This window comes from Ruegeria sp. ANG-R, from assembly GCF_000813985.1.
Taxonomy (GTDB): domain Bacteria; phylum Pseudomonadota; class Alphaproteobacteria; order Rhodobacterales; family Rhodobacteraceae; genus Ruegeria.
This window is the reverse complement of record NZ_JWLJ01000002.1, coordinates 265283-289407: the sequence shown is the minus strand read 5'-3', so window position 1 is coordinate 289407 and position 24125 is coordinate 265283. Positions and strand designations below refer to the sequence as shown.

The window sequence follows — 24125 nt, the reverse complement described above, 5'->3', positions numbered from 1 at the left end:
ACGCCCCCGGTTGCCTGCACCGGGGGCGTTTTCTTTCCGCTGTCAGATATCCTCACCCGGTGGGTCCAATAATCCACCCGGCGCAAGCAAGGCGCGTTCGGATAGCCAAGGATTCAGCTCTAACGCACCTGTCAATGCGGCACGCGCTTCGTCCAAACGATTGAGGCCGAGCAGTGACAAAGCCCGCCCGCTCAGAGCAGCGACGTGGTTCGGCGATAGCGCGATTGCTCGATCTAAATCGATCAGTGCAGCCCCGTAATCCTGCCTGAGGTAATTGACAAACGCCCGCTGGTTATAGCCTTCGGCATAGTCGGGGCAGTAGCCCACCAGCGCATCAAGCTCCTCCAGCGCCCCCAACAAATCCCATGCCTCGCGTCTAGCCATGCCGCGATCAAGCAATGTCTGGGCCCGGGCGTCCGGTGCATCTGTCCAGTATTGCCACATCTGGCCCGCGATGACCCTTGCATCGCGTTCGCTTGTCGCGCTTTGAGTTTGCGCAATCAGAGCATCGATATTTGCGATGTGATCCGGAGAGGCCGGACATTCCTTCTCTGAAGCGACTTGCGGCGCGATTAACGCCAAAGCGACTTGGGCAACCGTGGGTTTCATCCCCCTAAACTGGCGCGGCGATACGTTAGGTCAACTGCTTTCAACCGGGTTCAGAAGGCCGGTTTCTTTCACCGCCTCCATCGCTACGAAGGTCGACGTGTTGGCTACATGCGGCAGTGATGAGATTTTCTCGGCCAGAACAGCACGGTATTCCGACATCGAACGTGTCCGGATTTTGAGCAAATAGTCGAAGTTCGAAGCGATCATATGGGCTTGCTCGATCTCTGCAACTTTGCGCACACCCGCGTTGAACTCGGCCAGTGCCTTTTCCCGGGTATCGTTCAGGCGCACTTCGACGAACGCCACGTGATCCAGCCCAAGGCGGATCGGGTCCAGCATCGCGCGATAACCCGTTATGATCCCTTCCGCCTCAAGCCGTTTGAGACGCGCTTGCGTCGGTGATTTGGACAAGCCTATCCTTCGGGCCAGATCAGCCACCGATATCCGGCCATCTTCGGCCAGCGCCGTCAGGATAGCCTGATCGAACCGATCAAGGCCCGGAAAGTCTTTTTGCATCGCCAGAACCCCATATTTCAATTCATTTAACCAAGAAACGGAAAATTTCAGTCCATTCTCCTGCCAATGACCCGTTATATTGGACAAAAGCCCCGGAGTACACATGTCACACAGCCTGCGCACCAAAATCGACACCCAGACCTATGCCGATCAGTCTGCAATTCTGCAAAACCTGATCGCGCAGGCGGGATTAAACCAAGCTGATCGCCAAGCCATTTGCGGCAGGGCCACGCAATTGGTTCGGGATATCCGATCCAGTACATCTCCGGGAATGATGGAGGTATTTCTGGCCGAGTATGGTCTGTCCACCGATGAAGGCGTGGCGCTGATGTGTCTGGCCGAGGCGCTGCTGCGTGTGCCGGATGCCGACACGATTGATGCGCTGATCGAAGACAAGATCGCGCCTTCGGACTGGGGCAAGCATCTCGGACAATCTTCATCCTCTCTCGTCAATGCATCGACTTGGGCATTGATGCTGACCGGCAAGGTTCTGGACGACGACAAGACCTCTCCGGTCAGCGCCTTGCGCGGGGCCATCAAGCGTCTGGGTGAGCCGGTGATCCGCACTGCTGTGGGCCGCGCGATGAAAGAGATGGGCCGCCAGTTTGTTCTGGGGGAAACGATCCAATCTGCCATGCAGCGCGCCAAGGGGATGGAAGACAAAGGCTACACCTATTCCTACGACATGCTGGGTGAGGCTGCACGAACCGAAGCCGACGCCGCGCGCTATCACCTTTCCTATTCGCGTGCCATCGCGGCCATTGCCGAGGCCTGCACACACAAAGATATTCGCGAAAATCCCGGCATCTCGGTCAAACTATCGGCGCTGCACCCCCGCTATGAACTGGCGCAGGAACAGCGCGTGATGGGTGAGCTTGTTCCGCGTCTTCGCGCGCTTGCGTTGCTCGCGAAAGCCGCCGGCATGGGATTGAACGTCGACGCGGAAGAGGCGGACCGCCTGTCCTTGTCGCTACAAGTGATCGAAGAGGTGATGGCCGAGCCTGCTCTTGCGGGATGGGATGGTTTCGGCATCGTCGTTCAGGCCTACGGACCTCGTGCCGGTCTGGTACTGGACACCCTCTACGAGATGGCCGAACGCCATGATCGAAAGCTGATGGTTCGGTTGGTAAAAGGCGCTTATTGGGACACAGAGATCAAGCGCGCCCAGGTCGAAGGCGTCGACGGTTTCCCGGTCTTCACCCAAAAAGCGGCAACAGATGTTTCCTATATCGCCAACGCGCGCAAGCTGCTTGGTATGACCGATCGCATCTATCCGCAATTCGCTACTCATAACGCGCACACCGTCAGCGCAATACTGCATATGGCCGAGGGTCAGCCGTTCGAATTCCAGCGACTGCACGGTATGGGAGAGACACTGCATCAGATCGTCCGGGATCAGCAAAACACGCGTTGCCGTATCTACGCCCCCGTCGGGGCACATCGTGATTTGTTGGCCTATCTTGTGCGACGCCTGCTGGAGAATGGCGCAAACTCTTCTTTCGTCAACCAGATCGTTGATGAGGATGTGGCACCGGAAATCGTCGCAGCTGACCCGTTCTTGGCGATGCAGAGCCCTGCCAGACCGTTGCCAACCGGTCCAGAACTGTTCGCACCCGAACGCCCGAACTCCAAGGGGTTCGACCTGCATCACACTCCGACCCTGGACAAGATCGACATCGCCCGCGATGCGTATCGCGCGCATCACTGGTATGCCTTACCTCTATTGTCTGGTGATGCCAAACCCGAAGAGGATTCGCCGGTGATCAACCCCGCGCATCCTCAGGACCGCCCCGGCTCGGTCGCTGCTGCCAGCCCGGAGGATGTGGAACTGGCGCTGGCGACCGCCTGCCCATGGCAAGCCTCTGGCGAAGTGCGTGCCGAGATCCTCAACAAAGCCGCCGATCTTTACGAAGCTCATTTCGGCGAGTTGTTTGCGCTTCTGGCGCGAGAGGCTGGCAAGTCGCTACCCGATGCTGTGGCCGAACTGCGCGAAGCGGTGGATTTCCTGCGCTACTACGCCGCCAATATTCCACAGGCCGAACCTGCCGGAACCTTCACCTGTATCAGCCCGTGGAACTTTCCGCTGGCAATCTTTACCGGCCAGATATCGGCAGCTCTGGCAACGGGAAATGCCGTACTGGCAGCGCCTGCACCTCAGACCCCGTTGATCGCACACCGGGCTGTTCAGCTGCTGCACGAAGCGGGCGTGCCTCGCGATGCGCTGCAACTGTTGCCGGGTGGTCCGAAGGTGGGCGCGGCGCTGACGTCGGATTCCCGCGTCTCTGGCGTGGCGTTTACAGGGTCAACTGCGACAGCTCTCAAAATCCGGTCGGCGATGGCTGCGCACTTGCGTCCCGGCACACCGTTGATTGCGGAAACCGGGGGTCTGAATGCGATGATCGTGGACAGCACCGCCCTGCCCGAGCAAGCCGTTCAATCGATCGTCGAAAGCGCGTTTCAGTCGGCAGGTCAGCGTTGTTCCGCCCTGCGGTGCCTCTACCTGCAAGAAGATATCGCCGATGATGTCCTGATCATGCTGCAAGGCGCGATGGAAGCGTTGCAGGTGAGTGATCCCTGGCTGATATCGACTGATTGCGGTCCGGTTATTGATGAAGCCGCCCGACAAACGATTGCCGATCACATCGCGCAGGCCCGCGCCGAAGGCCGGGTTCTGAAAGAACTGAATACGCCGCCCGAGGGCACGTTCATCGCACCAACGCTGATCGAAATCCCCGGCATCGCTGCTTTGGAGCGCGAAATATTCGGTCCAATTCTGCACGTTGCGCGCTTCAAATCGCAGGAGATCGACAAGATCATCGCCGATATAAACGCCACCGGATATGGCCTGACCTTCGGCCTGCACACGCGGATTGACGACCGCGTGCAGCGTGTCACCGAAGCGATCCACGCGGGCAATATCTACGTCAATCGCAACCAGATCGGAGCGATCGTCGGCTCGCAACCTTTTGGCGGCGAAGGGCTATCGGGCACCGGACCCAAGGCCGGTGGTCCGAATTACATGGCACGGTTCTGTGCGCCTGATCGCAGGGAAGTGCAGGAGAACTGGGATGGCGCCTCGGCAACTCTCGAAGCCCCAGAAGGCACACCTGCCGCCGCCAGGACTCAATCGCTGCCCGGCCCGACGGGTGAATCGAACCGACTGACCGAATTTGCCCGTGAGCCTTTGCTATGCATGGGGCCAGGGCCCGAGACAGCGCGGGCGCAGGCCGAAGCGGTCAAGGCTCTGGGTGGCACGGCAACCCGCGCCACCGGGGCGCTGGACCTACACCGGCTTGAGAACCTGCGCGGTATCTCGGGTGTCCTTTGGTGGGGAGACGCTGAAACGGGCCGTCAGATCGAACAGCATCTGTCCCGGCGTACTGGTCAGATTATCCCCCTGATCCCCGGTCAGCCTGACCGGGCGCGTGTTCTGGGCGAACGTCATGTCTGCGTCGACACCACGGCTGCGGGCGGGAATGCCGCATTGCTGGGAGGTGCGGCATAACCAGACCTTGACGCTGGGTTGTGAAAAGCCCAGCGTCGCGCCATGTTTCCGATCCGCGACCATAACCCTTCGGGGCGCACACCTTTTGTCGTCTATACGCTGATGGCTGCAAACATCCTGATTTTCCTAAGCTATGTAGGGATCATGGAGGATGTGCGGCTTATCAATAAGCTCTACTTCGATTACGCCATCATTCCCGCCCGGATCACCGACGGATATGGGCTTGAGACATTTGTTACGTCGATGTTTCTGCATGGAGGCTGGATGCATCTGGCAGGGAACATGCTGTTTCTCTGGATCTTCGGCGATAACCTCGAAGATGAAATGGGGCATGTTCTCTTTTTCGTGTTCTATCTGCTGGCGGGGATTGGTGCCGGTTTGATCCACGTGATCTCGGCCCCGGATTCGGTGGTGCCGACAATCGGCGCGTCTGGGGCGATCGCCGGCGTCATGGGCGGCTATCTTCTGCTTTTTCCGAAAGCGCGCGTCGATATCCTTCTGATCCTTATCGTCTATATCCGAATCTTCACTATCCCGGCCTTTGTCATGCTGGGGGTCTGGCTGGGCCTGCAATTCTTCGGAAGCCTGTCCAGCAACCCGGATCAGGGTGGTGTCGCTTACTGGGCGCATACCGGAGGTTTCTTTGTCGGCCTGATCCTGTGTGTCCCCATATGGCTCAGGCGCGGAGGAACCGCGTTCTGGAATCGCACTCATGGCCATCCACCGCACCCGGAGCATCGCTATAAACTCTCGCAATCGCGTATCCCTAAAGTTCCGCGCAAGTAGGCAGGATCAGCCTTTGGGCAGTCTGCCACCACTGAGATAGGTAATCTCCTGCGCAGCGTTCAGCACCAGCTCTCCCAACTCGGGGGCGTGTTCGCTGCTGAAACGTACGGTCGGGCCAGATACGGATATACCCGCGCAAGGCTCGGCACGGTCATTGAAGATGGCCGCGCCTATGCAGGACATGCCTTCATACCTCTCTTCGCGATCAAAGGACCAGCCGCGGGCGCGGGTTTCGGTCAGGTCCTCATACAAACCCGGCCCGGGCAGATAGGTATTCTCGGTAAACGCCGTCAGATCGGTTGCACCGAGTACTTTTTTCAGGCCTTCCTCGCTCAAGGCTGCCAGTATCGCCTTGCCTGTGCCCGAGGCATACATGGGCGTGCGCGCGCCCGGCGGAAAGAAGGCCCGGATGGGATTCTGGGTTTCAACCTGCCCGACAAAAACCACCTCTGCCCCATCCGGCACCGCCAGATTTGCGGTCTCTCCGCTGTCCTGCATCAAACGGCGCAGGATCGGTCTACCGATTTCAAGGACACTGTTGCGACGCAGGAAGGACGCGCCGGTCCGATAGGCTTCGATCCCGACCATCCATTCCTGCCGTTCTTCATCAAACGTAACGAAACCATGCTTCTGCAACGTCACGAGAATTCGATGCGTGGTGGCGGTGGGCACTCCGACCTCGCGTGCAAGATCACTGAGCGAGGAACGCTCTGACCGGGCCACGGTGGTGAGCACACCAAGCGCCCGGTCCAGCGACTGCATGGTTCCGGCTGAACTCTCCTTGAACAGCGATTTCGGCCTGCCGCGCGGCCTTTTCTGGGTCTCCATTTTTGTCCTGCCTTCCGATTTCGGCCACGATTCAGAGTCAGATTTTCTGAACCATAGTTTTCAGAAACCAAAATTGAGAAACTGAAATCCGTTCCGTTTCAGCACTTTAACAATTTAACGAGCAAAATGAAAATATTTTTCAAGAAAATTGCAACCCTGATCCGTTCTGGCGACACTTGGTTGCAAAGCAGAGGATTGAGTTATGTCAAACCAGAACCCGGTCTTTATTCCAGGCCCGACCAATATCCCAGATCGCCTGCGCCTTGCCATGCAGGTTCAGACACAAGACCACCGGGCCCCCGATTTCGTGGAGACCTTCGGACCGGTGCTCGAAGACACAAAACAGGTCTTTGGAACAACCAAAGGTCAGGTCGTCACCTTTCCAGCCAGCGGAACAGGCGGTTGGGAGGCTGCCATCACCAACACGCTCAGCCCGGGTGACAAAGTTCTGGTTGCTCGCTACGGCGTATTTAGTCACCGCTGGATCGATCTGTGCGAAAGGCATGGGCTGAATGTGCAGATCGTCGAATGTCCATGGGGCACCGGCGCACCCGCAGACCGGTTTGAAGCGATACTTTCGGCCGATAAGGCACACGAAATCAGGGCTGTTCTGGTAACGCATAACGAAACCGCAACCGGTGTGCTTTCTGACATCGGCGCCGTACGGCGCGCCATGAATGCAGCGCGACATCCCGCGATGCTGTTCGTGGATTGCGTCAGCTCGCTGGCGTCAATGCCTTTCCGGTTTGACCAATGGGGCGTCGATATCGCCGTATCGGGGTCTCAAAAAGGCTTCATGCTGGCAACCGGCATGGCGATCCTGTGCGTCAGCCCCAAAGCGCTTGCGGCGATGGAAACCGCGAGATTGCCGCGTACGTTCTTCGATTTTCGGGACATGATGGCGGCCAACGCGTCTGGCGGTTTTCCCTATACACCGCCGCTGCAACTGATCTACGGAATGCGCGAAAGCCTGAAGATGCTTTTCGAGGAAGGTCTGGACACTGTCTATGCCCGCCACCACCGATTGGCCGAAGGCGTGCGCCGCGCTGTCAACGCCTGGGGACTGAAACTGGTTGCGCAGTCACCCGAGCTCTACTCTGACACCGTTAGCGCAATTTACGTGCCCGAGGGCTTTGACAGCAACAAACTGACCGATCACGCGTTTGACAAATATGGCGTGTCGTTCGGCATAGGTCTGGGCGAGATGAACGGCAAAGCCTTCCGTATCGGCCATCTGGGAAGCCTGACCGACGTGATGGTCCTGTCCGGCCTGGCGACGATCGAAATGGCAATGGCTGACCTGAACTACCCCGTAAATCTGGGCAGCGGCGTTGCTGCGGCGCAGGAATACTATCGCGCTGGTTCGTCCAGCGATGCAAAAGCCGCAGCGTGAGGAGGACAATGATGTTGGATCAAATCTCAGCAGCTGACCTGACGATCGACGACATGCGTATAGCGCATGAGAGGATCAGACCTCATATCCGGCGCACTCCGGTTATGACTTCGGACTATCTGAACGACCTGTCCGGCGCGCAGTTGTTCTTCAAATGCGAGAATTTTCAGGAAGCCGGTGCATTCAAGGTGCGCGGCGCCAGCAATGCGGTTTTCGGGCTCAGCGATGATATGGCTACCAAGGGTGTGTGCACCCATTCCAGCGGCAACCACGCGCTGTCCTTATCCTATGCAGCAGGTCGGCGCGGAATCCCCTGCAACGTGGTGATGCCGCGCACCGCGCCAAAGGCAAAGAAAGACGCCGTGCGCCGCTATGGTGGCACGATCACAGAGTGCGAGCCCTCGACCTCTTCGCGCGAGGCAACATTTGCCGAGGTTCAGGCCCGGACCGGCGGCGAATTCGTACATCCTTATAACGATCCGCGCGTCATTGCCGGCCAGGCGACCTGTTCGGCGGAATTGCTCGAACAAACCGATGGTCTGGATGCGGTAATCGCCCCGATTGGCGGTGGCGGCATGGTCTCGGGCACCTGCCTGACCGTTTCAAATCTGGCTTCGGAAACAGCGATCTACGCGGCAGAACCCGAACAGGCGGATGATGCTTACCGTTCATTCAAGGCGGGCCACATCATCGCCGATGATGCCCCGAAAACCGTGGCAGATGGGCTGCTCGTGCCGCTCAAGGAAAACACGTGGCACTTTGTATCGAACCATGTGACCGACATTTTCACCGCGTCCGAGCAAGAGATCATCGACGCGATGAAGCTCACTTGGAAATACCTGCGCGTGGTGATGGAGCCGTCTTCGGCTGTCCCACTGGCTACCATTCTCAAGAACCACGACACGTTCCGGGGAAAGCGCGTCGGCGTCATCATCACCGGCGGCAATGTGGATTTAGACAAACTGCCTTGGCTGAACGGGTAAGGAGGAACAGGATGAACAAACCGATGAACATCGATCAACTGGAAGTTGGCTACGACATCCCTGCCGCCATTGGCATGGGCGAAAGCGAAATTCAAACGCCTTGCCTGATACTCGATCTGGACGCGCTGGAGCGGAATATCAAAAAGATGGGCGACTACGCAAAAGCCCATGGGATGCGCCACCGGGTGCATGGCAAGATGCACAAATCGGTGGACGTGGCGAAGCTGCAGGAAAAGCTGGGCGGCGCTGTTGGCGTTTGTTGCCAGAAAGTATCCGAGGCCGAGGTTTTTGCCCGTGGCGGCATCAAGGACGTTCTGGTTTCCAATCAGGTGCGTGATCCGGCCAAGATCGACCGCCTTGCCCGCCTGCCCAACTTAGGTGCTCGGACAATTGTGTGCGTCGACGACATCGATAATATCGCCGATCTGTCTGCCGCCGCACAGCGTCACAGCACAGAATTGGAAGTTTTCGTTGAGATAGATTGCGGCGCTGGTCGGTGCGGCGTGACAACGACCCAAGATGTGGTTGCGATTGCAAAGGCTGCGGAGGCCGCGCCAAACCTGAAGTTCACCGGCATACAGGCCTATCAAGGCGCGATGCAGCATCTCGACACCTACGAGGCCCGTAAAGAGAAACTGGATGCTGCCATTGCGATGGTCGAAGACGCCTATGATGGCCTGAAGGCTGCTGGCATCGACTGCGAGCTGGTCTCGGGAGGCGGCACCGGCTCGTACTATTTTGAAGCGAACTCAGGCGTTTACAATGAGCTTCAATGCGGGTCTTACGCCTTCATGGATGCCGACTATGGCCGCATTCTGGACAAGGATGGCAAGCGCATCGATCAGGGCGAATGGGAGAACGCGCTGTTCATTCTGACCAGCGTGATGAGCCACGCCAAGGCGGACAAAGCCATTTGCGACGCCGGTCTCAAGGCGCAATCGGTTGACAGCGGCCTGCCCTTCATCTTCGGGCGCGATGATGTGGAATACCTCAAGTGCTCGGACGAACATGGCGTCATCGGTGATCCAAATGGCGCATTGAAAGTAAACGATAAACTGCGACTGGTACCAGGTCACTGCGACCCGACCTGCAATGTTCATGACTGGTATGTCGGCGTGCGAAACGGCAAGGTCGAAGTGCTGTGGCCGGTATCCGCGCGCGGCAAGGCTTACTGAGAACTGCGAGAACTGGGCAGCTGGGCGGCTTCATGAACTGCCCCGTTGGTCCTCGGATCATCAGAAAACAAGAAAGGCATGATCGATGATCATCGTTCCTGAAAAGGAAATAGCGACTCTGCTGGGTCGCACAGAAAGCTACGACGCGGTCGAGCAGGTCTTCGCGGCAATGGCTGCAGGGGATGCGTATAACTTTCCGGTCGTTCGCGAAGCCATCGGCCATGCGAACGCCCTTTATGGCTTCAAAGGTGGGTTCGACCGCGCAGGTATGACGCTTGGACTGAAGGCCGGCGGGTATTGGCCCAATAATCTGGAAACGCACGGACTGATCAACCATCAGTCCACCGTGTTCCTATTTGACCCGGACACCGGACGGGTGAGGGCGGTGGTTGGCGGCAATCTGCTGACTGCGCTGCGAACGGCGGCGGCGTCCTCGGTTTCGATCAATCATCTGGCCAGAAAAGATGCCAAGGTGATCGGCATGGTTGGTGCGGGTCATCAGGCCACATATCAGTTGCGCGCCGCATTGGAGCAGCGGTCCTTCGAGAAGGTCATCGGCTGGAACCTGCATCCCGAGATGCTCCCCAACATTGCAAACATCGCCTCCGAAGCCGGTCTGCGCTTCGAGGCCGTTGAATTGCCGGGCATGGTCGAGGCGGATGTGATCATCACAATCACCTCCTCCTTCGCACCGATCCTGATGTCGGACCATGTATCGAACGGTACGCACGTGGCCTGCATGGGCACCGATACGGTCGGCAAACAAGAAGTCGGGGTCGACCTGATCACCCGCGCCACTGTCTTTACGGATGAGGTCGCTCAGTCCATCACGCTGGGCGAATGCCAGCATGTTGTCGCCGAGGGCTCGAAAACCGAAGCCGATATCCGACAGATCGGAGAGGTGATCAACGGTACACACCCCGGACGACAAACCGACGAAGAGGTCACGCTGTTCGACGGAACCGGCGTCGGATTGCAGGATCTTGCTGTTGCAGGTGCGGTGGTCGACCTTGCGGTCGAACGAGGTATCGCGATTGAGGTGGATTTCTAAACAGGAACGCGCGCTCCGACTGAGCGCGCGTCAATCTTAGAGACGTCAAAGATAGTTCAGCCCCGGATCACTTTGGCGAAGGTGTCAAAGATCGGTTCGTTGGCGCAGATCACTTCGCCATCCTCAATAACGCTGCCTTCGGGGTTCAGCGGCTGAACAAAGCCGCCCGCCTCTTTCACGATGATGATGCCTGCGGCCAGATCCCAGGCGTTCAGGCGACGTTCCCAGAAACCCTCGTAGCGACCGGCGGCCACATAAGCCATGTCCAGCGCCGCAGCGCCCCAGCGGCGTACGCCTGCACAGGCGGGCATCAAACGTGCCAAATCCTGCAGCGTTGCGGGCAGATCAGAGCGACCACCAAACGGCAATCCGGTCGAAAAGACCGACTCGATCATGCGGTGGCGACCGGAAACACGGATACGCATGTCGTTCATCCATGCGCCCTCGCCTTTTTCGGCAAAGAACATCTCATCCTTGGCGGCATCATAGATCACACCGGCAACAATCTTGCCCTTGTGCTCCAACGCAATCGAAACCGCCCAGTGCGGCAGCCCGTGCAGGAAATTCGTGGTACCGTCCAGGGGATCAACGATCCAACGGCGCGTTGGGTCATCGCCATCAATCGCACCACCTTCTTCGGCCAGCCAGCCATAGGTCGGGCGCGCACCCAGCAGTTCTTCTTTCAGAATGGCCTCAGCCGCGATATCCGCTTTGGATACGAAATCACCGGCGCCTTTCATCGACACCTGCAGGTTCTCGACTTCACGGAAATCCTTGACCAAAGAACGCCCCGCTTTGCGCGCGGCCTTGATCATGATGTTGAGATTTGCACTGCCAACCATTGTCCAAAGGCTCCTGTCCGGTCAAACCGCGCGTATACTGGGGCAATGCGCCCTTGCCAAGAGGAATGATACGCATGGCTGCTCTGCGCGCCAAAGCGTTAGGGCAGACCCTCTCGTTTATTTGCTGATCCGGGTTCCCCACAGGCTTCGATGAACCAAAAAACATACGCGGAATGTGAACTTGAACACAGACTCGTTGAGCAATGGCACCGAGTGTCAAGCCGCTCAGCAGAGCAACTTAAGAGTGTATTTGGTTTGAAATTTGTTTCTTTGCCGCACTTGCGCTGAACGCGCATTCGTAATTTCAAAGGAGAATAATCATGACAACCTATCACGAGTTTCCGCAGCAGGATATTGAACAGCTGGTGGAAACGGCGCGCGCGCACTACGCCGAGAGAAACCTCTTGGCCGTTCCACCCCAAGACTTGATGCTGGAAGCGACACCAATGATTCTTGGTGAAACCTGCATTTCTGTGACTGTGGAAGACGGCAAGATTTGCCTCACGATTCCGATTGTGGACAAGAAAATCTGCTTTCCTATACCGCCATCAATTCCAAACGGGACAGCCGCCAAAGCCTGCGTCAAGATTTGTACGACTCTGGGCTTCCCGACAGGTGCCTGCGTCACAATCACCGCGCTGGGTATTCAGGTGGTTCACCAGTGTTTCGGCAAATGCTGACATAGCTGCGAGGCCCGGCATTTTGCCGGGCCGTTGTTGTTCAGTCAACGGATCCGAGGCAGGTGCAGCTTTCACTGCGCCTGCAATTTCTGAGCCTCGGTTCGGGCCAGTTTCACCAACTCTTGCACAAAGGGTTTCTCAAGGTCATCGGTCCGTACTGCCGCATACAATCTTCGGGTGATCCCGCCCTCGGTAAGCGGACGCGTGACATAGTCAGAGTTGTACTTCACCTCTCGCACAACCCAGTCGGGTAACACCGATATACCTCGGTTGGACGCCACCAACAGCAGGATCACAGCGGTCAGTTCAACCTGACGGATCGTAGCTGGCTCGACCCGCGCCGGGATCAGCAGCTGACTGAATACATCCAGCCGGGTCCGCTCGACAGGGTAGGTAATCAATGTCTGCCCCCGAAAGTCCTCGGCCTCGATATATGGTTTATCTGCCAACGGATGCGAGGATGCGGCAACGAACACGGCCTGATAGTCAAAAAGTTCTATGAATTCGACGCCCGGCAAGTCTTCGGGATCAGAGGATACCACCAGATCGACCTCTTCCTTCTGCAGCGCGGGCAGCGCGTCGAAGGCGAGGCCCGGGCGGATATCCACGTCGACATCAGACCAGGATTTACGGAACGCTTCGAGAACAGGAAACAGCCACTCGAAACAGGCATGGCATTCGATCGCGATATGCATCCGGCCAGTGCGCCCAGCACGCAGCGAAGTAAACTCATCCTGCATCGCTTCGACCTGAGGCAGAATCTGCTCTGCCAGCCGCAACAGGCGCAATCCGGCAGCCGACAGCTTCATCGGCTTGGATCGGCGCAGAAACAGCTCAACCCCCGCCTGGTCTTCCAACCCTTTGATCTGATGGCTTAGCGCAGATTGCGTGATATTCAGTTGATCGGCGGCACGTGCCAGACCACCACACTCGTGGATGGCTTTGATTGTCCGCAAATGGCGAAATTCAATATGCACCACTCATCCAGCTCATGTTGTTGTTGAACAATATGAGTTTGTCTCACAATGCGCGAAGTGGCACAAGAACCTAAATGACAGTTACGAGGCCAAGATGACCAAGCCTGAGATTTCATTCGAGTTCTTCCCGCCCCAAACTCTGGAGGCCTCGTTTCGCCTGTGGGACACGGTACAGACGCTGGCCCCGTTGAACCCACGATTTGTATCAGTCACCTATGGTGCGGGCGGTACAACCCGCGAACTGACGCGCGATGCCGTTTCAACCCTGCACAAATCCTCGGGCCTGCCTGTCGCTGCTCATCTGACATGCGTCGATGCCTCGCGTCAGGAAACCCTTGAAATTGCAGACACGTTCGCACGCGCGGGCGTACAGGACATCGTGGCCCTGCGAGGCGATCCACCCAAAGGTCAGGATCGGTTCGAACCCCATCCGGACGGTTTTGCAAACTCGGTCGAACTGATTGCTGCATTGGCCGAAACCGAGATGTTCAGCATCCGTGTCGGTGCTTACCCGGACATCCACCCGGAGGCGCAGAACGCCCGCACCGACGTGGATTGGCTGAAGGCCAAGCTGGATGCGGGCGCAGACGAGGCTCTGACCCAGTTCTTTTTCGAAGCTGAAACCTTCTTTCGGTTCCGTGACGCCTGCGAAAAAGCGGGCATCGATAAGCCCATCGTGCCCGGTATCTTGCCAATCGAAAACTGGAAGGGGGCGCGCAACTTCGCAAAACGCTGTGGAACACGTATTCCCGACTGGGTCGAAAACGCTTTCGACAAGGCGATACGGGATGATCGCGAAGACCTGCTGGCCACGGCACTTTGCACCGAACTCTGCTCGGATCTGATCGATGGTGGCGTGGACAAGCTGCACTTCTATACGCTCAACCGTCCAGAGCTTACCCGCGATGTCTGTTTCGCCCTGGGCATTACACCACAGACCGAATTGCAGAACGTCGCCTAACTCCAGGCAGCAACTGCAACACAGGCGACAATCTCGAATTGAACGCGCTAACTGTTGCTGCGTCCCGGCCTAATACCCCAAAAAAATTGACAAAAATACGACTGATGGCAATCTGGCTTCAGTGTAGTTTTGACGAGTGTTTTGAGTATGGAGCCAGTGAGCAAGATAAAGGCTCGGGCCGAAGCGTTGCAGGTTCTTGGCCTGCCCCCAGGCGCGAATGCAAACGAGATACGTGAAGCCTGGCGTAACGTCGCCTTTCACGACCACCCCGATCATACCGATGGTGATTACTCGGGCTTTTCGCAAGCTAAAGCGGCCTACGATTTCTTGCGCCGGGAAGGAATGACCTGCAAAGGATCGTCCGATTCCTCGGTTCCGCGTCGTCCGCGCCTGAAAAAACGTGTTATCGAGCTCGCTGCGGAAGAGATCAAAGCCTGCCGCGATCTGTTGAGTTCTGACCGCGCACTGTCAGATTTTTCCGAACCAGATGGACCGGGTGCAACCGAAGTTAAGATCGCGTCTTCAGACCATATACCTGATGCAATCGGGTGTTTCGGGCGGGATCTGACCTATTTCATCGCCTCGCCGGTCTGTGAAGGTTCAAACCGCGTTGCACTTCCGACCTCGGTGCTGGCCAGTTGCCGAAAAGCAGAGACCGAGATTCTAACCTTTCAATCCAAGAGCTCGGGGTCAGGCGATATCGTCATTCCCGACCCGATACGTGAGCGAAAGTTCCCTGGCGCCAAGAGTGTGAGAATTCGGTTCGAAGCGGATCAGCAGATGCGGGACATGTTCGAATTGGCGGGTTGAAAGCGCACACCGATGCAAAGAAAGCCCGGTTTTGAAGCCGAGCCTTCTTCGACTCTCGACGGTCAGTTGGAAACCGGACCTTCCGAAGTGAATTTGGGGATCACGCTGGTAGAGGCAGCGTCCGCTTCGATACCCGGCCAATTGCCGTCCGCCAGATTGATGTTGCCGGGAATGTCCTCATCCCAAAAGCCAACAACAACATCGGTAATATTCAGATACAGTTTGTCATCGACGATCCGCCACAGGTTCGGGTTGGCTGGAACTTTTCCGCCGCGTGACACACCATAGGCGCAGTGGCCGTCAAATTGCGGAGCGTAATAGGCCGGATTCTCCAGAAACTTGTCGCGGTTCTCTTCCGTCGAAAAAGCCCAGGTCGCACCGTTGTACTCTGCGGTGATATCGGCCCGGCCACGAACGGCCTCGGGCTGCGACTGGCCCACGGCGACCTGGTCCAGGTCACGATAAGCAACGACGTCATACCCCGACACGGCGAATCCGGTGCCATCGACATATTGATCTCCGGCGAAAGCGGGTACGGCAAAGGCCATCGTCGCGGCAAGAGTCAGCGCAAAGCGTTTCATGTGATTTATCCTCATGTCCTAACGGTTTTCAGGCACCCGAGTTGCGGGCCTGCACAGACAATAGGTGATTTTGACCCGGCGCGAAGGCCCACTCGCGCCGCTGTGAAAACGAATGGGATTTCGTGAGGCGATCCGGGTGAAATGTTACAGATATCTCACCGCATCCGGGGTTGGACTTTGAGTTCTGCAATATTAGCTGTGGGAGCAGCGGCCCGTTGGCCAAGAGATGCAGGAAAGGCATGAGATGAGCGAACAATCCACCTATACCCCTCCAAAGGTCTGGACATGGGACAGCGAAAGCGGCGGGCAATTTGCCAATATCAACCGGCCCATTGCCGGGGCCACCCATGACAAGGATCTTCCCGTCGGGAAACACCCGCTTCAACTGTATTCTCTGGCCACCCCCAACGGCGTCAAGGTTACCGTGATGCTCGAAGAACTGCTGGCGCGCGGCCATACCGGGGCCGAGTATAACGCCTGGCTGATCAACATCGGCGAGGGTGACCAGTTCAGTTCCGGTTTCGTCGGAGCCAATCCCAACTCAAAAATTCCCGCATTATGGGACCATTCAGGCGAAGCGCCCGTGCGTGTGTTCGAAAGCGCCTCGATCCTGCTGCATCTGGCCGAAAAATTCGGTGAATTTCTTCCCGAAAGCGGCCCCGAGCGAACCGAGGTAATGAACTGGCTGTTCTGGCAGATGGGCAGCGCCCCTTATCTGGGCGGCGGTTTTGGCCACTTCTACGCTTATGCGCCCGAGAAATGGCAATACCCCATTGATCGTTTTGCCATGGAAGCCAAGCGTCAACTGGATGTGTTGGATCGGGAGTTGGCCGAGAAAACCTATATTGCCGGAGAGGATTATTCTATTGCCGACATGGCAATCTGGCCGTGGTACGGGCAACTGGTTCTGGGCCGTCTTTATGATGCCGCAGAATTCCTCGATGTCGAAAGCTATGAAAACGTTATGCGGTGGGCCAAGGCCGTTGACGCCCGTCCGGCTGTTCAACGCGGTCGCATGGTCAACCGCCCCTTTGGTGAGCCCCACACGCAATTGCATGAACGTCATGACGCCAGCGATTTTGAAACACGCACGCAGGATAAGCTTGAAGCAGCGGACTAAACTGCTTTCTGTCTCATTTTAGAATTGGGGGCCGCTCCGGATCACTGCCCGGAGCGGCCCTTTCCATTCTTGGCGCCTGTGGTTGAGGCAAATCGAACCGAAGCCCGACCTTCGACAGCGCAGCGGCGGCCGGTTCATCCGGGTCGAAGAACCCGACATCCAGCGCCCCCGCCTCGATCCCCGAGAAGGTCAGTGCTTCCGAAACCGCACGAGCCAGCGCAGGCTGCGCGCCTTCTGCCGCAGACACAAAACCCAAAAGGTGGCCCCGACCACCATCATCGGCTTTCGTTCCAACCAAAAATGCAGCGGCCGCAAGACCCGCCGCAGTCGCCAGCTTGGCATCAAGCGCGGTCAGCAGACTGTCCGGCAGACCTGTGGGCGGGTGAAATTCAGCCAGCCGCTGCCGCACCTCCCGAGGACCGTGCTGCAATGTGTTCGTCAACCAGCCCAGCGCCTTGGACGGAATCAGCATTGATGACGGTGCTGTCTCAAGATTCAGACCCAGCCCGACCCCCTGCCCTGACAACATCCCGGCAAGAACGCGACCGGACAGGGCCACATAAGGAACCGGCCGCCCCGCGAATTCCGCCAACCGTTCCTCGAGATCAAAGGCCAGCACGAAACGCCCATCGGCCACATCGAACAGCTCGGGCGAGATGTTCTCGTCCTTCGCTTCTTCGCTGAGCATCAGGAACAACTCGCTGTCGGCCAGTCTTTCGAAGAATCGCAATCTTGCGGCATCATCTTCCGGAGCCGCCTGCATGGTGGCATGTGCAGCATCCAGGGCTGTCGCGTCAGTCATTCAAAACCTCTTGCACCCAAATGGTATTTATGCGCGTAACCGCCGACAAGGATCGTCAGCGGCACGTCGCCCAGCGTTGCCATCACCCTGTTATGCCAGGTGCAACCACATATCGGTGGCGGAGGCAGATCCGCCTTGCGCTCGTTAAATCCGGGAAAGACCAAGTTGTACATACCTGCAAAACGCCCACAATCCTGTTAAATCCATAAATATATAGTTAACTTATTAACTGCTGAGAGTAATAAACTATAGGTCGTTTCTTACCAGTGGTTATCCTGCGACGCTTCTCTTAGCTCCTCGCAGATCCATTTAGTACCTGCTTCACCTTTTTCTGAATTCTTGGAATGACGTCTGCTTCAAACCATGCGTTTTTCTTGAGCCATTTATTGTTTCTGGGGCTTGGATGCGGCAACACAAAAAAGTCACCTCTCCCAGTGGAGGATTGTTTTACTGCCCCCGTGACGCTCTGCCCCTTAAGATGAGGCGTATGCCATGCAATGGCATATGCGCCTAGCACCAGTGTAAGCTCGACATTTTTGAGAGATTGCAACACTCTGTTACGCCATGTCGTTGCACAGATTTTTGGTGGGGGATTGTCACCAGCAGAGCCCGTACCGGGAAAGCAGAGCCCCATTGGAAAAATACCGATCCGGGGGTCCGCATAAAACGTACTCCTGTCGATAGCCAGCCAGTCCCGCAGCCGATTTCCAGAAGGGTCGTCAAATGGGCGTTTTTTTAAGTGAGCTAGACGGCCAGGAGCCTGACCAACAATCAGGATTTTAGCATGTTCCTCAAGTTGGAAAATTGGACTCGGGCCGAGTGGCAGTTCTTTACACAACCTACAGGCCAGCATCTCTAGTTTGAGTTTTTGGAAGTCCTGTCGCATCCATTCCCCTATCAATAAGACTAAAGAACCCTATACTATTGTAAGCCCTCAAGGTAATCTTGTTCTCACAAAGCTCAGCCCCCGTTAGCAATGCGCTTACACAAATTTTTGTTATCTCTAGCCAGCCGTTCTTGGGTATCGATTGACTGCCACAACTCTCGCTCGGCTTTTACTAAACTAACTCTTAAGTGACTCGCCCGTAATTCCGAACACTCAAGATTCTTCCGCAAAGCCGAAACCCCTCGTGCGGCATCCAGTGCAATGGTTGCGTCATTTAGTTTAAGCTTACCTTGGTTTGGCGGTATTGCAGGTCTGTCTCAGTTACTGCCTTTCAGTTCAAAATGGGTCTGATCCTTGGTCTGTCGCTGATGATCGGGATGGTCGCTGTTGTGCCCACCTCTGACACTTTCAAGTCAGCTCTTATGGGGATTCTTGGTAGATCTACCTCACAGGCTACTACGCTGGGCGGCTTCTCGGCAGCTAAAACTCGAGAGGAGTTCGCGGTTCCTTATTGCTTAGAAAATTTGACCGCGATGAGCTTCGTCTACATGCCAGAAAGCCCAGCATTGGTATTCAACAGAAACTGGCGGAAGATTGGGCTACTTGCAGCACCTATACCTCGGGCGTTTTCTCCAACCGCCGCAGCTTCTACGACAGGAGGGATCAGCCCGCGTTTATCCTGGTTGATCAGATAGCGGCGAACACGTGAGACTAATTCTTCCCGAACCTCCGACGGGAACGCGCCGTCGATGAAGATCGCCTCAAAGTCGATGACCGCACAAATTGACAACGCGGCTTTGGCCAACTCCTGCGCGGTGGTGCCGATCCATGGCTCGACATATCGCGAAATGCTGCTCCAGTCCTGCGGCTTCTTCCATAAGATGCCCGGGTCGACATCTGCTTCGATCAACCTGTCCTCGAGCAGAAACAGCGAGGCTGTGTCGATCAGTTGCTGGCTCTCACCCAATGGACCTGTTGTGCGCATCGCTCCCAAAGCGCCAGCGTTGCCCTGGTTGCCTTCGAACACAGTACCGTTCAATGCGACACCGCCTCCGATCATTGACCCGATATAGAAGTAAAAATAGTCGCGATATTCAGCCCCGCGCCCGTACAGATGTTCGGCGTGACAAGCGGCAGTCGCGTCATTTACCACAAACACCGGCAGGTCGCTGAATTTGGCGACCTCGGAGAAGAAGTTCACGTTTTTCCAGGAGCTGAATTTCTTTGCCGCAAGCCCCGACAGGTCGTGCCATTTCCAAAGTTCAAACGGAGTTCCAATACCAATCCCGCACACGCGATCGCAAAGCCTCTGCGGTTGGTCAGCCAGAAGCGTTTCCAATCCGGTTTCCAGGAAACCAAAAACCGCTTCGGGCAGCGGATAATCATAGGTCGTGGAAAGCTGACTACGAGGCTTGCCTGTAAAATCGATCAGAAGCAGATCGGCACTGCGCCTGCCGATCTTCATTCCAACCGAAAGTATGCCCTCGGGGTTCAGTTCCATGGGGATCGAGGGTTTTCCGACTTTCCCCCGCAGAGGGGCGCCGCGCTTTAGAATCTCATCCTTTTCGAGCTTACGCAGAATGATCGACACTGTCTGCGGCGACAGGCCCGTCAGCCGCGCAACATCCGCTCCTGCAGTCGGTCCATGTCGTTGTAAAACTGTCAAAATCAGCCGCTCATTGTGATCGCGAACACCGCGTTGGCTAACCCCGCCAGTCAGTAATCTGAGCGCCTCTTTCTCCATGAAACTGAACATAACCAGCTCGTTTCCTTAAGAAAAGGCGTTCCGGCAAATTAATAAATAAACTTTATTTATTTATTGACAGGGCGAGTAGAATCGCAGTTTCCTGAATACGACCTGCATTGGAGGATGGAGGTGGGTCTCGCTGGTACGCCACGCGGGACAGCAACAACTTTCCGGGAGGACAACATGAGAAATCTACTCAAGCTTGCCGCATCAGCGACCGCACTCACAATGGCGGCCGCATCTGCTCAGGCGGCCGGGGAAACCGTCTGCCTGATCACGAAGACCGACACCAACCCCTTCTTCGTAAAGATGAAGGAAGGGGCGACAGCCAAGGCGGAAGAGCTTGGCATGACCTTGAAGGCTTTTGCCGGTAAAATCGACGGCGACCATGAAACTCAGGTTCAGGCTATTGAAACTTGCATCCTCGATGGCGCAAAGGGGATTCTCCTGACGGCTTCTGACACAAGCTCGATTGTCCCCGCAGTGCAGCAGGCGCGCGACGCAGGGCTTCTGGTTATTGCCCTGGACACACCACTGAGCCCGATCGATTCTGCGGATGCCACTTTCGCTACGGACAACTACAAAGCCGGTCTGTTGATTGGACAATGGGCGAAGGCCAAAATGGGAGATGCGGCAGCGGACGCAAAGATCGCAACGCTTGATCTGAACGTCAGCCAACCAACCGTGGATGTTTTGCGCAATCAAGGTTTCCTGGATGGCTTCGGAGTGGACCTCGCCGACCCCAATGTCATAGGCGACGAAACTGATGCTCGTCTGGTCGGAAGCGACGTAACGGACGGCAACGAAGAAGGTGGGCGCCGTGCCATGGAGAACCTTCTGGCCAAGGATTCAACGATTAATGTCGTCCATACGATCAATGAACCAGCCGCAGCTGGTGCCTACGAAGCTCTGAAGTCAATCGGTCGTGAAAATGATGTGCTAATCGTTTCAGTCGATGGCGGCTGCCCTGGTGTTCAGAATGTGCAAGCCGGGGTTATCGGTGCCACCAGTCAGCAATACCCGTTGTTGATGGCGTCACTGGGTGTTGAGGCGGTAAAGAAATGGGCAGACGAAGGCGTGAAGCCTGAGAATACACCCGGAAAAGACTTCTACGACACCGGCGTCGCTCTGATTACCGACCAACCTGTTGACGGCGTGGACTCGATCTCAGTCGCTGAGGGCCTGGAGCTCTGCTGGGGCTAGTCAAAGATCAACACGGTGAGGCGCGCATTTGCGCCTCATCAATCCTTTCACCAGCAAACCGAAACTTCCTGTAAACTGACCTCGTGGGTGCAATGCAAGCCACGAAAGGGGGGGAAATGTCCGAATCAAACCAAAGCGCCCAGGAGTTTGAGGCTGCTGCGAGCAGGACAGAAGCTGTTGCAGAGTTTGAGGACCATCGGCGTGGCTTCCTGGGGAAGCTGCAGCATCTTCTCCATGTTAACCCGTCCTTTGTGCCGCTTATTGTTTTGGTTGGCGCGATGTTGATATTCGGCCTGCTACTGGGCTCAAAGTTTTTCTCGCCCTTTGCGATGACCCTTATTCTGCAACAGGTTCAGATCGTCGGCATCGTGGCCGCAGCGCAAAGCCTTGTTATCCTGACCGCAGGCATCGACCTGAGCGTGGGGGCGATCATGGTGTTTTCATCCGTCATCATGGGTCAGTTCACGTTCCGGTACGGCATTCCCGTTCCAATCGCGGTGATATGCGGACTTGCCATGGGCACGGCGATTGGTGCGATCAATGGTTGGCTCGTGAGCCGCGTCAAGCTGCCCCCGTTTATCGTCACGCTTGGGATGTGGCAGATCGTTCTTGCGACTAACTTCCTTTATTCCGCAAACGAGACCATCCGCAGTCAGGACATTGAGGCGAACGCCCCATTCCTGCAGTTCTTCGGCACCAAGTTCAGTATCGGCGGGGCAACCTTTACCATTGGTGTCATGTTCATGCTCGTCCTGATCTTCGTGCTAGCCTACGCGCTCAAACACACAGCATGGGGCCGGCATGTCTATGCTGTAGGAGATGATCCCGAGGCCGCCGAACTCTCCGGTGTTAACGTCCACAGAACACTGATGTCCGTCTACATGCTGTCCGGGCTGATCTGTGCCTTTGCTGGCTGGGCTCTGATCGGACGCATCGGATCGGTCTCTCCTACATCAGGTCAACTGGCGAACATCGAGAGCATCACCGCTGTTGTGATTGGAGGTATCTCACTGTTCGGCGGGCGCGGCTCCATACTTGGGTCGCTGTTTGGAGCGCTGATCGTTGGCGTCTTTACTCTTGGCTTGAGGCTGCTTGGCGCGGATGCGCAATGGACCTTCCTGCTTATCGGGCTCCTCATCATCGCAGCGGTTGCGGTTGACCAATGGATCAGAAAGGTATCGGGCTGATGTCAGACACAAATCCAGTCGTCCAGGGTCGTGGGATCGTGAAGCGTTATGGCCACGTGACCGCCATTGATCATTCCGACTTTGAGTTGCGTAAGGGGGAGATTCTCGCAGTCATCGGAGACAACGGTGCCGGGAAATCGTCTATCGTCAAAGCAATTTGTGGTGCCACGATCCCGGATGAAGGCGACATTCTGATTGAAGGAAAAAAAATCAACTTCACTTCCCCGATTGACGCCAGAAACATGGGTATCGAGATCGTCTATCAGCAACTCGCAATGTCCCCTGCCCTGTCAATTGCGGACAATATGTTCATGGGGCGCGAGATTCGCAAACAGGGCTTCATGGGCAAGTATTTGCGTCAGCTCGACCGGCCAGCCATGGAGAAGTTCGCTCGTGAAAAACTGACCGAACTTGGGTTGATGACCGTTCAATCGATCAATCAGGCGGTCGAGACTCTGTCTGGAGGCCAGCGGCAGGGTGTGGCCGTTGCACGCGCCGCCGCGTTTGCGACCAAGTTCATCATCATGGACGAACCGACAGCCGCATTGGGGGTAAAAGAAAGCCGCAAAGTGCTTGAACTCATACAGGACGTGCGGGCGCGCGGCATTCCGATCATCCTGATCAGCCACAACATGCCGCATGTCTTCGAAGTTGCCGACCGCATCCATGTGCACCGGCTGGGCAAACGGCTCTGTACGATCGATCCCAAGGACTACACGATGTCCGATGCGGTGGCATTCATGACCGGTGCCAAGGAACCCCCAAAAGAGGACGCCGCGTGATCGAAAAGGATGTAGAGCGCGTTTGCGACCTGATCTCCTCCCGAAGGCAGGTCGGGGGCCGGACGATCGTTGCCATCGCTGGGCCACCTGCTTCGGGGAAATCGACCTTGGCAAGATTGGTTGTGCGATCGCTTAACACGCAACAGGACTCGGCGGTGCCACACGCCACACTGGTGCCCATGGACGGTTACCATCTGGACAACCGCCAGCTTGAAGCGAGGGGATCTCTGGCGCGAAAGGGCGCACCGGAAACGTTCGACGCGGTTGGATTTTGCACCGCCATCAAAGGACTGCGGTCCGCAGAACACGAAGTGTTTCACCCCAAATTCGACCGGCAACTGGATATGTCAATCGCCAACGCCATTGCCGTTCATCCTGAAACGCCAATTGTAGTCGTAGAAGGAAACTACCTTCTGATGGACGACGATCCGTGGAGATCTTTGGCCGATGTCTTTACCGTATCGGTTTTTGTAAGCCCAACGTTGGAAGAACTTGTTAGCAGGCTGCAACAGCGATGGATCAAGCATGGGTTTGATCCGGAAACCGCGTTGGATCGTACAACGACGAATGATCTGCCCAATGCTGAACTTGTCATCGGCAATAGCCGGAAAGCCGATCTGACATTGAACCAGAACTACACCGAACTCGGGACTCACCACGTGTTCTAAACCTACGCGATGGATACAGAAGCAATCCGTGGA

General features: G+C 56.5%; 23 protein-coding genes and 1 pseudogene. 14 read left to right on the top strand and 10 right to left on the bottom strand.

Going from position 1 to position 24125, the window contains the following annotated elements; genetic code table 11:
• Window positions 1-42 precede the first annotated feature (42 nt).
• Both RA27_RS10035 and RA27_RS10030 read right to left on the bottom strand, forming a co-directional pair.
• On the bottom strand, window positions 43-609 hold the full coding sequence (locus RA27_RS10035; protein WP_039537928.1) for a hypothetical protein: 567 nt from the start codon (window positions 607-609) through the stop codon (window positions 43-45).
• Between the two features lie 30 nt (window positions 610-639).
• The gene (locus tag RA27_RS10030) at window positions 640-1125 is read right to left on the bottom strand and encodes an Lrp/AsnC ligand binding domain-containing protein (protein WP_039538210.1); all 486 of its coding nucleotides are present in this window, start codon (window positions 1123-1125) and stop codon (window positions 640-642) included.
• A gap of 103 nt (window positions 1126-1228) precedes the next feature.
• Here RA27_RS10030 and putA point away from each other — a divergent pair, with 103 nt between their 5' ends.
• Together putA and RA27_RS10020 are read left to right on the top strand one after the other, a co-directional pair.
• Complete coding sequence (putA, locus tag RA27_RS10025; protein ID WP_039537925.1) at window positions 1229-4630, top strand: bifunctional proline dehydrogenase/L-glutamate gamma-semialdehyde dehydrogenase PutA; 3402 nt, start codon at window positions 1229-1231, stop codon at window positions 4628-4630.
• A gap of 42 nt (window positions 4631-4672) precedes the next feature.
• A complete protein-coding gene (locus tag RA27_RS10020) occupies window positions 4673-5416 on the top strand; it encodes a rhomboid family intramembrane serine protease (protein WP_039537922.1) in 744 nt (247 codons plus the stop codon).
• A gap of 6 nt (window positions 5417-5422) precedes the next feature.
• Here RA27_RS10020 and RA27_RS10015 read toward each other — a convergent pair whose 3' ends face one another.
• Window positions 5423-6244 carry an IclR family transcriptional regulator gene (locus tag RA27_RS10015; protein WP_039537919.1) on the bottom strand — a complete coding sequence of 274 codons (822 nt, stop codon included), beginning with the start codon at window positions 6242-6244 and terminating at the stop codon, window positions 5423-5425.
• 202 nt (window positions 6245-6446) lie between these two features.
• Between RA27_RS10015 and bhcA the strand changes: the two genes are divergently transcribed.
• From bhcA to bhcD, 4 genes are all read left to right on the top strand, one after another.
• Window positions 6447-7637 carry an L-aspartate--glyoxylate aminotransferase BhcA gene (gene bhcA, locus RA27_RS10010; RefSeq protein WP_039537917.1) on the top strand — a complete coding sequence of 397 codons (1191 nt, stop codon included), beginning with the start codon at window positions 6447-6449 and terminating at the stop codon, window positions 7635-7637.
• Between the two features lie 11 nt (window positions 7638-7648).
• Window positions 7649-8620 carry a beta-hydroxyaspartate dehydratase BhcB gene (gene bhcB / locus RA27_RS10005; protein ID WP_039538206.1) on the top strand — a complete coding sequence of 324 codons (972 nt, stop codon included), beginning with the start codon at window positions 7649-7651 and terminating at the stop codon, window positions 8618-8620.
• A gap of 11 nt (window positions 8621-8631) precedes the next feature.
• The gene (gene bhcC / locus RA27_RS10000) at window positions 8632-9795 is read left to right on the top strand and encodes a 3-hydroxy-D-aspartate aldolase BhcC (RefSeq protein ID WP_039537914.1); all 1164 of its coding nucleotides are present in this window, start codon (window positions 8632-8634) and stop codon (window positions 9793-9795) included.
• 85 nt (window positions 9796-9880) lie between these two features.
• Window positions 9881-10846: an iminosuccinate reductase BhcD gene (bhcD, locus tag RA27_RS09995; RefSeq protein ID WP_039537911.1), complete on the top strand. Its 966-nt coding sequence runs from the start codon at window positions 9881-9883 to the stop codon at window positions 10844-10846.
• Between the two features lie 56 nt (window positions 10847-10902).
• Here the strand turns inward: bhcD and RA27_RS09990 are convergent, their stop codons facing one another.
• Complete coding sequence (locus tag RA27_RS09990) at window positions 10903-11688, bottom strand: inositol monophosphatase family protein (RefSeq protein WP_039537908.1); 786 nt, start codon at window positions 11686-11688, stop codon at window positions 10903-10905.
• 320 nt (window positions 11689-12008) lie between these two features.
• On the opposite strand from RA27_RS09990, the gene RA27_RS09985 reads away from it, so the two are divergent.
• Window positions 12009-12368 (top strand): hypothetical protein, encoded by a 360-nt coding sequence (locus RA27_RS09985; protein WP_039537905.1) that lies wholly within the window; start codon window positions 12009-12011, stop codon window positions 12366-12368.
• Between the two features lie 71 nt (window positions 12369-12439).
• On the opposite strand, the gene RA27_RS09980 is transcribed toward RA27_RS09985, so the two are convergent.
• Window positions 12440-13345, bottom strand: coding sequence for a LysR family transcriptional regulator (locus RA27_RS09980; RefSeq protein WP_039538203.1), 906 nt, complete (start codon window positions 13343-13345; stop codon window positions 12440-12442).
• Between the two features lie 94 nt (window positions 13346-13439).
• Here RA27_RS09980 and metF point away from each other — a divergent pair, with 94 nt between their 5' ends.
• Window positions 13440-14306, top strand: a complete 867-nt coding sequence (metF, locus tag RA27_RS09975; protein WP_039537902.1) for a methylenetetrahydrofolate reductase [NAD(P)H] — start codon at window positions 13440-13442, stop codon at window positions 14304-14306.
• A 147-nt stretch (window positions 14307-14453) separates the two neighbouring features.
• A complete protein-coding gene (locus RA27_RS09970) occupies window positions 14454-15116 on the top strand; it encodes a J domain-containing protein (RefSeq protein ID WP_039537899.1) in 663 nt (220 codons plus the stop codon).
• Window positions 15117-15178: 62 nt separating this feature from the next.
• Here the strand turns inward: RA27_RS09970 and RA27_RS09965 are convergent, their stop codons facing one another.
• A complete protein-coding gene (locus RA27_RS09965; RefSeq protein WP_039537896.1) occupies window positions 15179-15697 on the bottom strand; it encodes a YHS domain-containing (seleno)protein in 519 nt (172 codons plus the stop codon).
• 244 nt (window positions 15698-15941) lie between these two features.
• Here RA27_RS09965 and yghU point away from each other — a divergent pair, with 244 nt between their 5' ends.
• Window positions 15942-16817 (top strand): glutathione-dependent disulfide-bond oxidoreductase, encoded by an 876-nt coding sequence (gene yghU / locus RA27_RS09960; protein ID WP_039537892.1) that lies wholly within the window; start codon window positions 15942-15944, stop codon window positions 16815-16817.
• A 13-nt stretch (window positions 16818-16830) separates the two neighbouring features.
• On the opposite strand, the gene RA27_RS09955 is transcribed toward yghU, so the two are convergent.
• The 4 genes and pseudogenes from RA27_RS09955 to RA27_RS09950 form a co-directional block, all read right to left on the bottom strand.
• A complete protein-coding gene (locus RA27_RS09955; protein WP_039537889.1) occupies window positions 16831-17619 on the bottom strand; it encodes an SseB family protein in 789 nt (262 codons plus the stop codon).
• Window positions 17620-17627: 8 nt separating this feature from the next.
• Window positions 17628-17777, bottom strand: a pseudogene (locus tag RA27_RS24690) (uracil-DNA glycosylase family protein); the annotation flags it as partial.
• Between the two features lie 131 nt (window positions 17778-17908).
• Complete coding sequence (locus RA27_RS23670) at window positions 17909-18505, bottom strand: uracil-DNA glycosylase family protein (RefSeq protein ID WP_082025098.1); 597 nt, start codon at window positions 18503-18505, stop codon at window positions 17909-17911.
• Window positions 18506-19049: 544 nt separating this feature from the next.
• A complete protein-coding gene (locus RA27_RS09950) occupies window positions 19050-20249 on the bottom strand; it encodes an ROK family transcriptional regulator (protein ID WP_039538200.1) in 1200 nt (399 codons plus the stop codon).
• A 231-nt stretch (window positions 20250-20480) separates the two neighbouring features.
• Here RA27_RS09950 and RA27_RS09945 point away from each other — a divergent pair, with 231 nt between their 5' ends.
• The 4 genes from RA27_RS09945 (at window position 20481) to RA27_RS09930 (ending at window position 24092) form a co-directional block, all read left to right on the top strand.
• The gene (locus RA27_RS09945) at window positions 20481-21455 is read left to right on the top strand and encodes a sugar ABC transporter substrate-binding protein (RefSeq protein WP_241484045.1); all 975 of its coding nucleotides are present in this window, start codon (window positions 20481-20483) and stop codon (window positions 21453-21455) included.
• A gap of 116 nt (window positions 21456-21571) precedes the next feature.
• A complete protein-coding gene (locus RA27_RS09940) occupies window positions 21572-22642 on the top strand; it encodes an ABC transporter permease (RefSeq protein WP_039538196.1) in 1071 nt (356 codons plus the stop codon).
• Window positions 22618-23424: an ATP-binding cassette domain-containing protein gene (locus RA27_RS09935; protein WP_039537883.1), complete on the top strand. Its 807-nt coding sequence runs from the start codon at window positions 22618-22620 to the stop codon at window positions 23422-23424. Before RA27_RS09940 ends, RA27_RS09935 begins: the two co-directional genes overlap by 25 nt.
• Window positions 23421-24092, top strand: a complete 672-nt coding sequence (locus tag RA27_RS09930) for a nucleoside triphosphate hydrolase (protein WP_039537880.1) — start codon at window positions 23421-23423, stop codon at window positions 24090-24092. Before RA27_RS09935 ends, RA27_RS09930 begins: the two co-directional genes overlap by 4 nt.
• The last annotated feature ends 33 nt before the right edge of the window (window positions 24093-24125 follow it).

Excerpts from the sequence above, each read along its gene's own strand:
- RA27_RS10035 (WP_039537928.1), bottom strand. The coding sequence starts at position 609 with ATGAAACCCACGGTTGCCCAAGTCGCTTTGGCGTTAATCGCGCCGCAA.
- RA27_RS10030 (WP_039538210.1), bottom strand. The coding sequence starts at position 1,125 with ATGCAAAAAGACTTTCCGGGCCTTGATCGGTTCGATCAGGCTATCCTG.
- putA (WP_039537925.1), top strand. The coding sequence starts at position 1,229 with ATGTCACACAGCCTGCGCACCAAAATCGACACCCAGACCTATGCCGAT.
- RA27_RS10020 (WP_039537922.1), top strand. The coding sequence starts at position 4,673 with ATGTTTCCGATCCGCGACCATAACCCTTCGGGGCGCACACCTTTTGTC.
- RA27_RS10015 (WP_039537919.1), bottom strand. The coding sequence starts at position 6,244 with ATGGAGACCCAGAAAAGGCCGCGCGGCAGGCCGAAATCGCTGTTCAAG.
- bhcA (WP_039537917.1), top strand. The coding sequence starts at position 6,447 with ATGTCAAACCAGAACCCGGTCTTTATTCCAGGCCCGACCAATATCCCA.
- bhcB (WP_039538206.1), top strand. The coding sequence starts at position 7,649 with ATGTTGGATCAAATCTCAGCAGCTGACCTGACGATCGACGACATGCGT.
- bhcC (WP_039537914.1), top strand. The coding sequence starts at position 8,632 with ATGAACAAACCGATGAACATCGATCAACTGGAAGTTGGCTACGACATC.
- bhcD (WP_039537911.1), top strand. The coding sequence starts at position 9,881 with ATGATCATCGTTCCTGAAAAGGAAATAGCGACTCTGCTGGGTCGCACA.
- RA27_RS09990 (WP_039537908.1), bottom strand. The coding sequence starts at position 11,688 with ATGGTTGGCAGTGCAAATCTCAACATCATGATCAAGGCCGCGCGCAAA.
- RA27_RS09985 (WP_039537905.1), top strand. The coding sequence starts at position 12,009 with ATGACAACCTATCACGAGTTTCCGCAGCAGGATATTGAACAGCTGGTG.
- metF (WP_039537902.1), top strand. The coding sequence starts at position 13,440 with ATGACCAAGCCTGAGATTTCATTCGAGTTCTTCCCGCCCCAAACTCTG.
- RA27_RS09970 (WP_039537899.1), top strand. The coding sequence starts at position 14,454 with ATGGAGCCAGTGAGCAAGATAAAGGCTCGGGCCGAAGCGTTGCAGGTT.
- RA27_RS09965 (WP_039537896.1), bottom strand. The coding sequence starts at position 15,697 with ATGAAACGCTTTGCGCTGACTCTTGCCGCGACGATGGCCTTTGCCGTA.
- yghU (WP_039537892.1), top strand. The coding sequence starts at position 15,942 with ATGAGCGAACAATCCACCTATACCCCTCCAAAGGTCTGGACATGGGAC.
- RA27_RS09955 (WP_039537889.1), bottom strand. The coding sequence starts at position 17,619 with ATGACTGACGCGACAGCCCTGGATGCTGCACATGCCACCATGCAGGCG.
- RA27_RS23670 (WP_082025098.1), bottom strand. The coding sequence starts at position 18,505 with ATGCGACAGGACTTCCAAAAACTCAAACTAGAGATGCTGGCCTGTAGG.
- RA27_RS09950 (WP_039538200.1), bottom strand. The coding sequence starts at position 20,249 with ATGGAGAAAGAGGCGCTCAGATTACTGACTGGCGGGGTTAGCCAACGC.
- RA27_RS09945 (WP_241484045.1), top strand. The coding sequence starts at position 20,481 with ATGGCGGCCGCATCTGCTCAGGCGGCCGGGGAAACCGTCTGCCTGATC.
- RA27_RS09940 (WP_039538196.1), top strand. The coding sequence starts at position 21,572 with ATGTCCGAATCAAACCAAAGCGCCCAGGAGTTTGAGGCTGCTGCGAGC.
- RA27_RS09935 (WP_039537883.1), top strand. The coding sequence starts at position 22,618 with ATGGATCAGAAAGGTATCGGGCTGATGTCAGACACAAATCCAGTCGTC.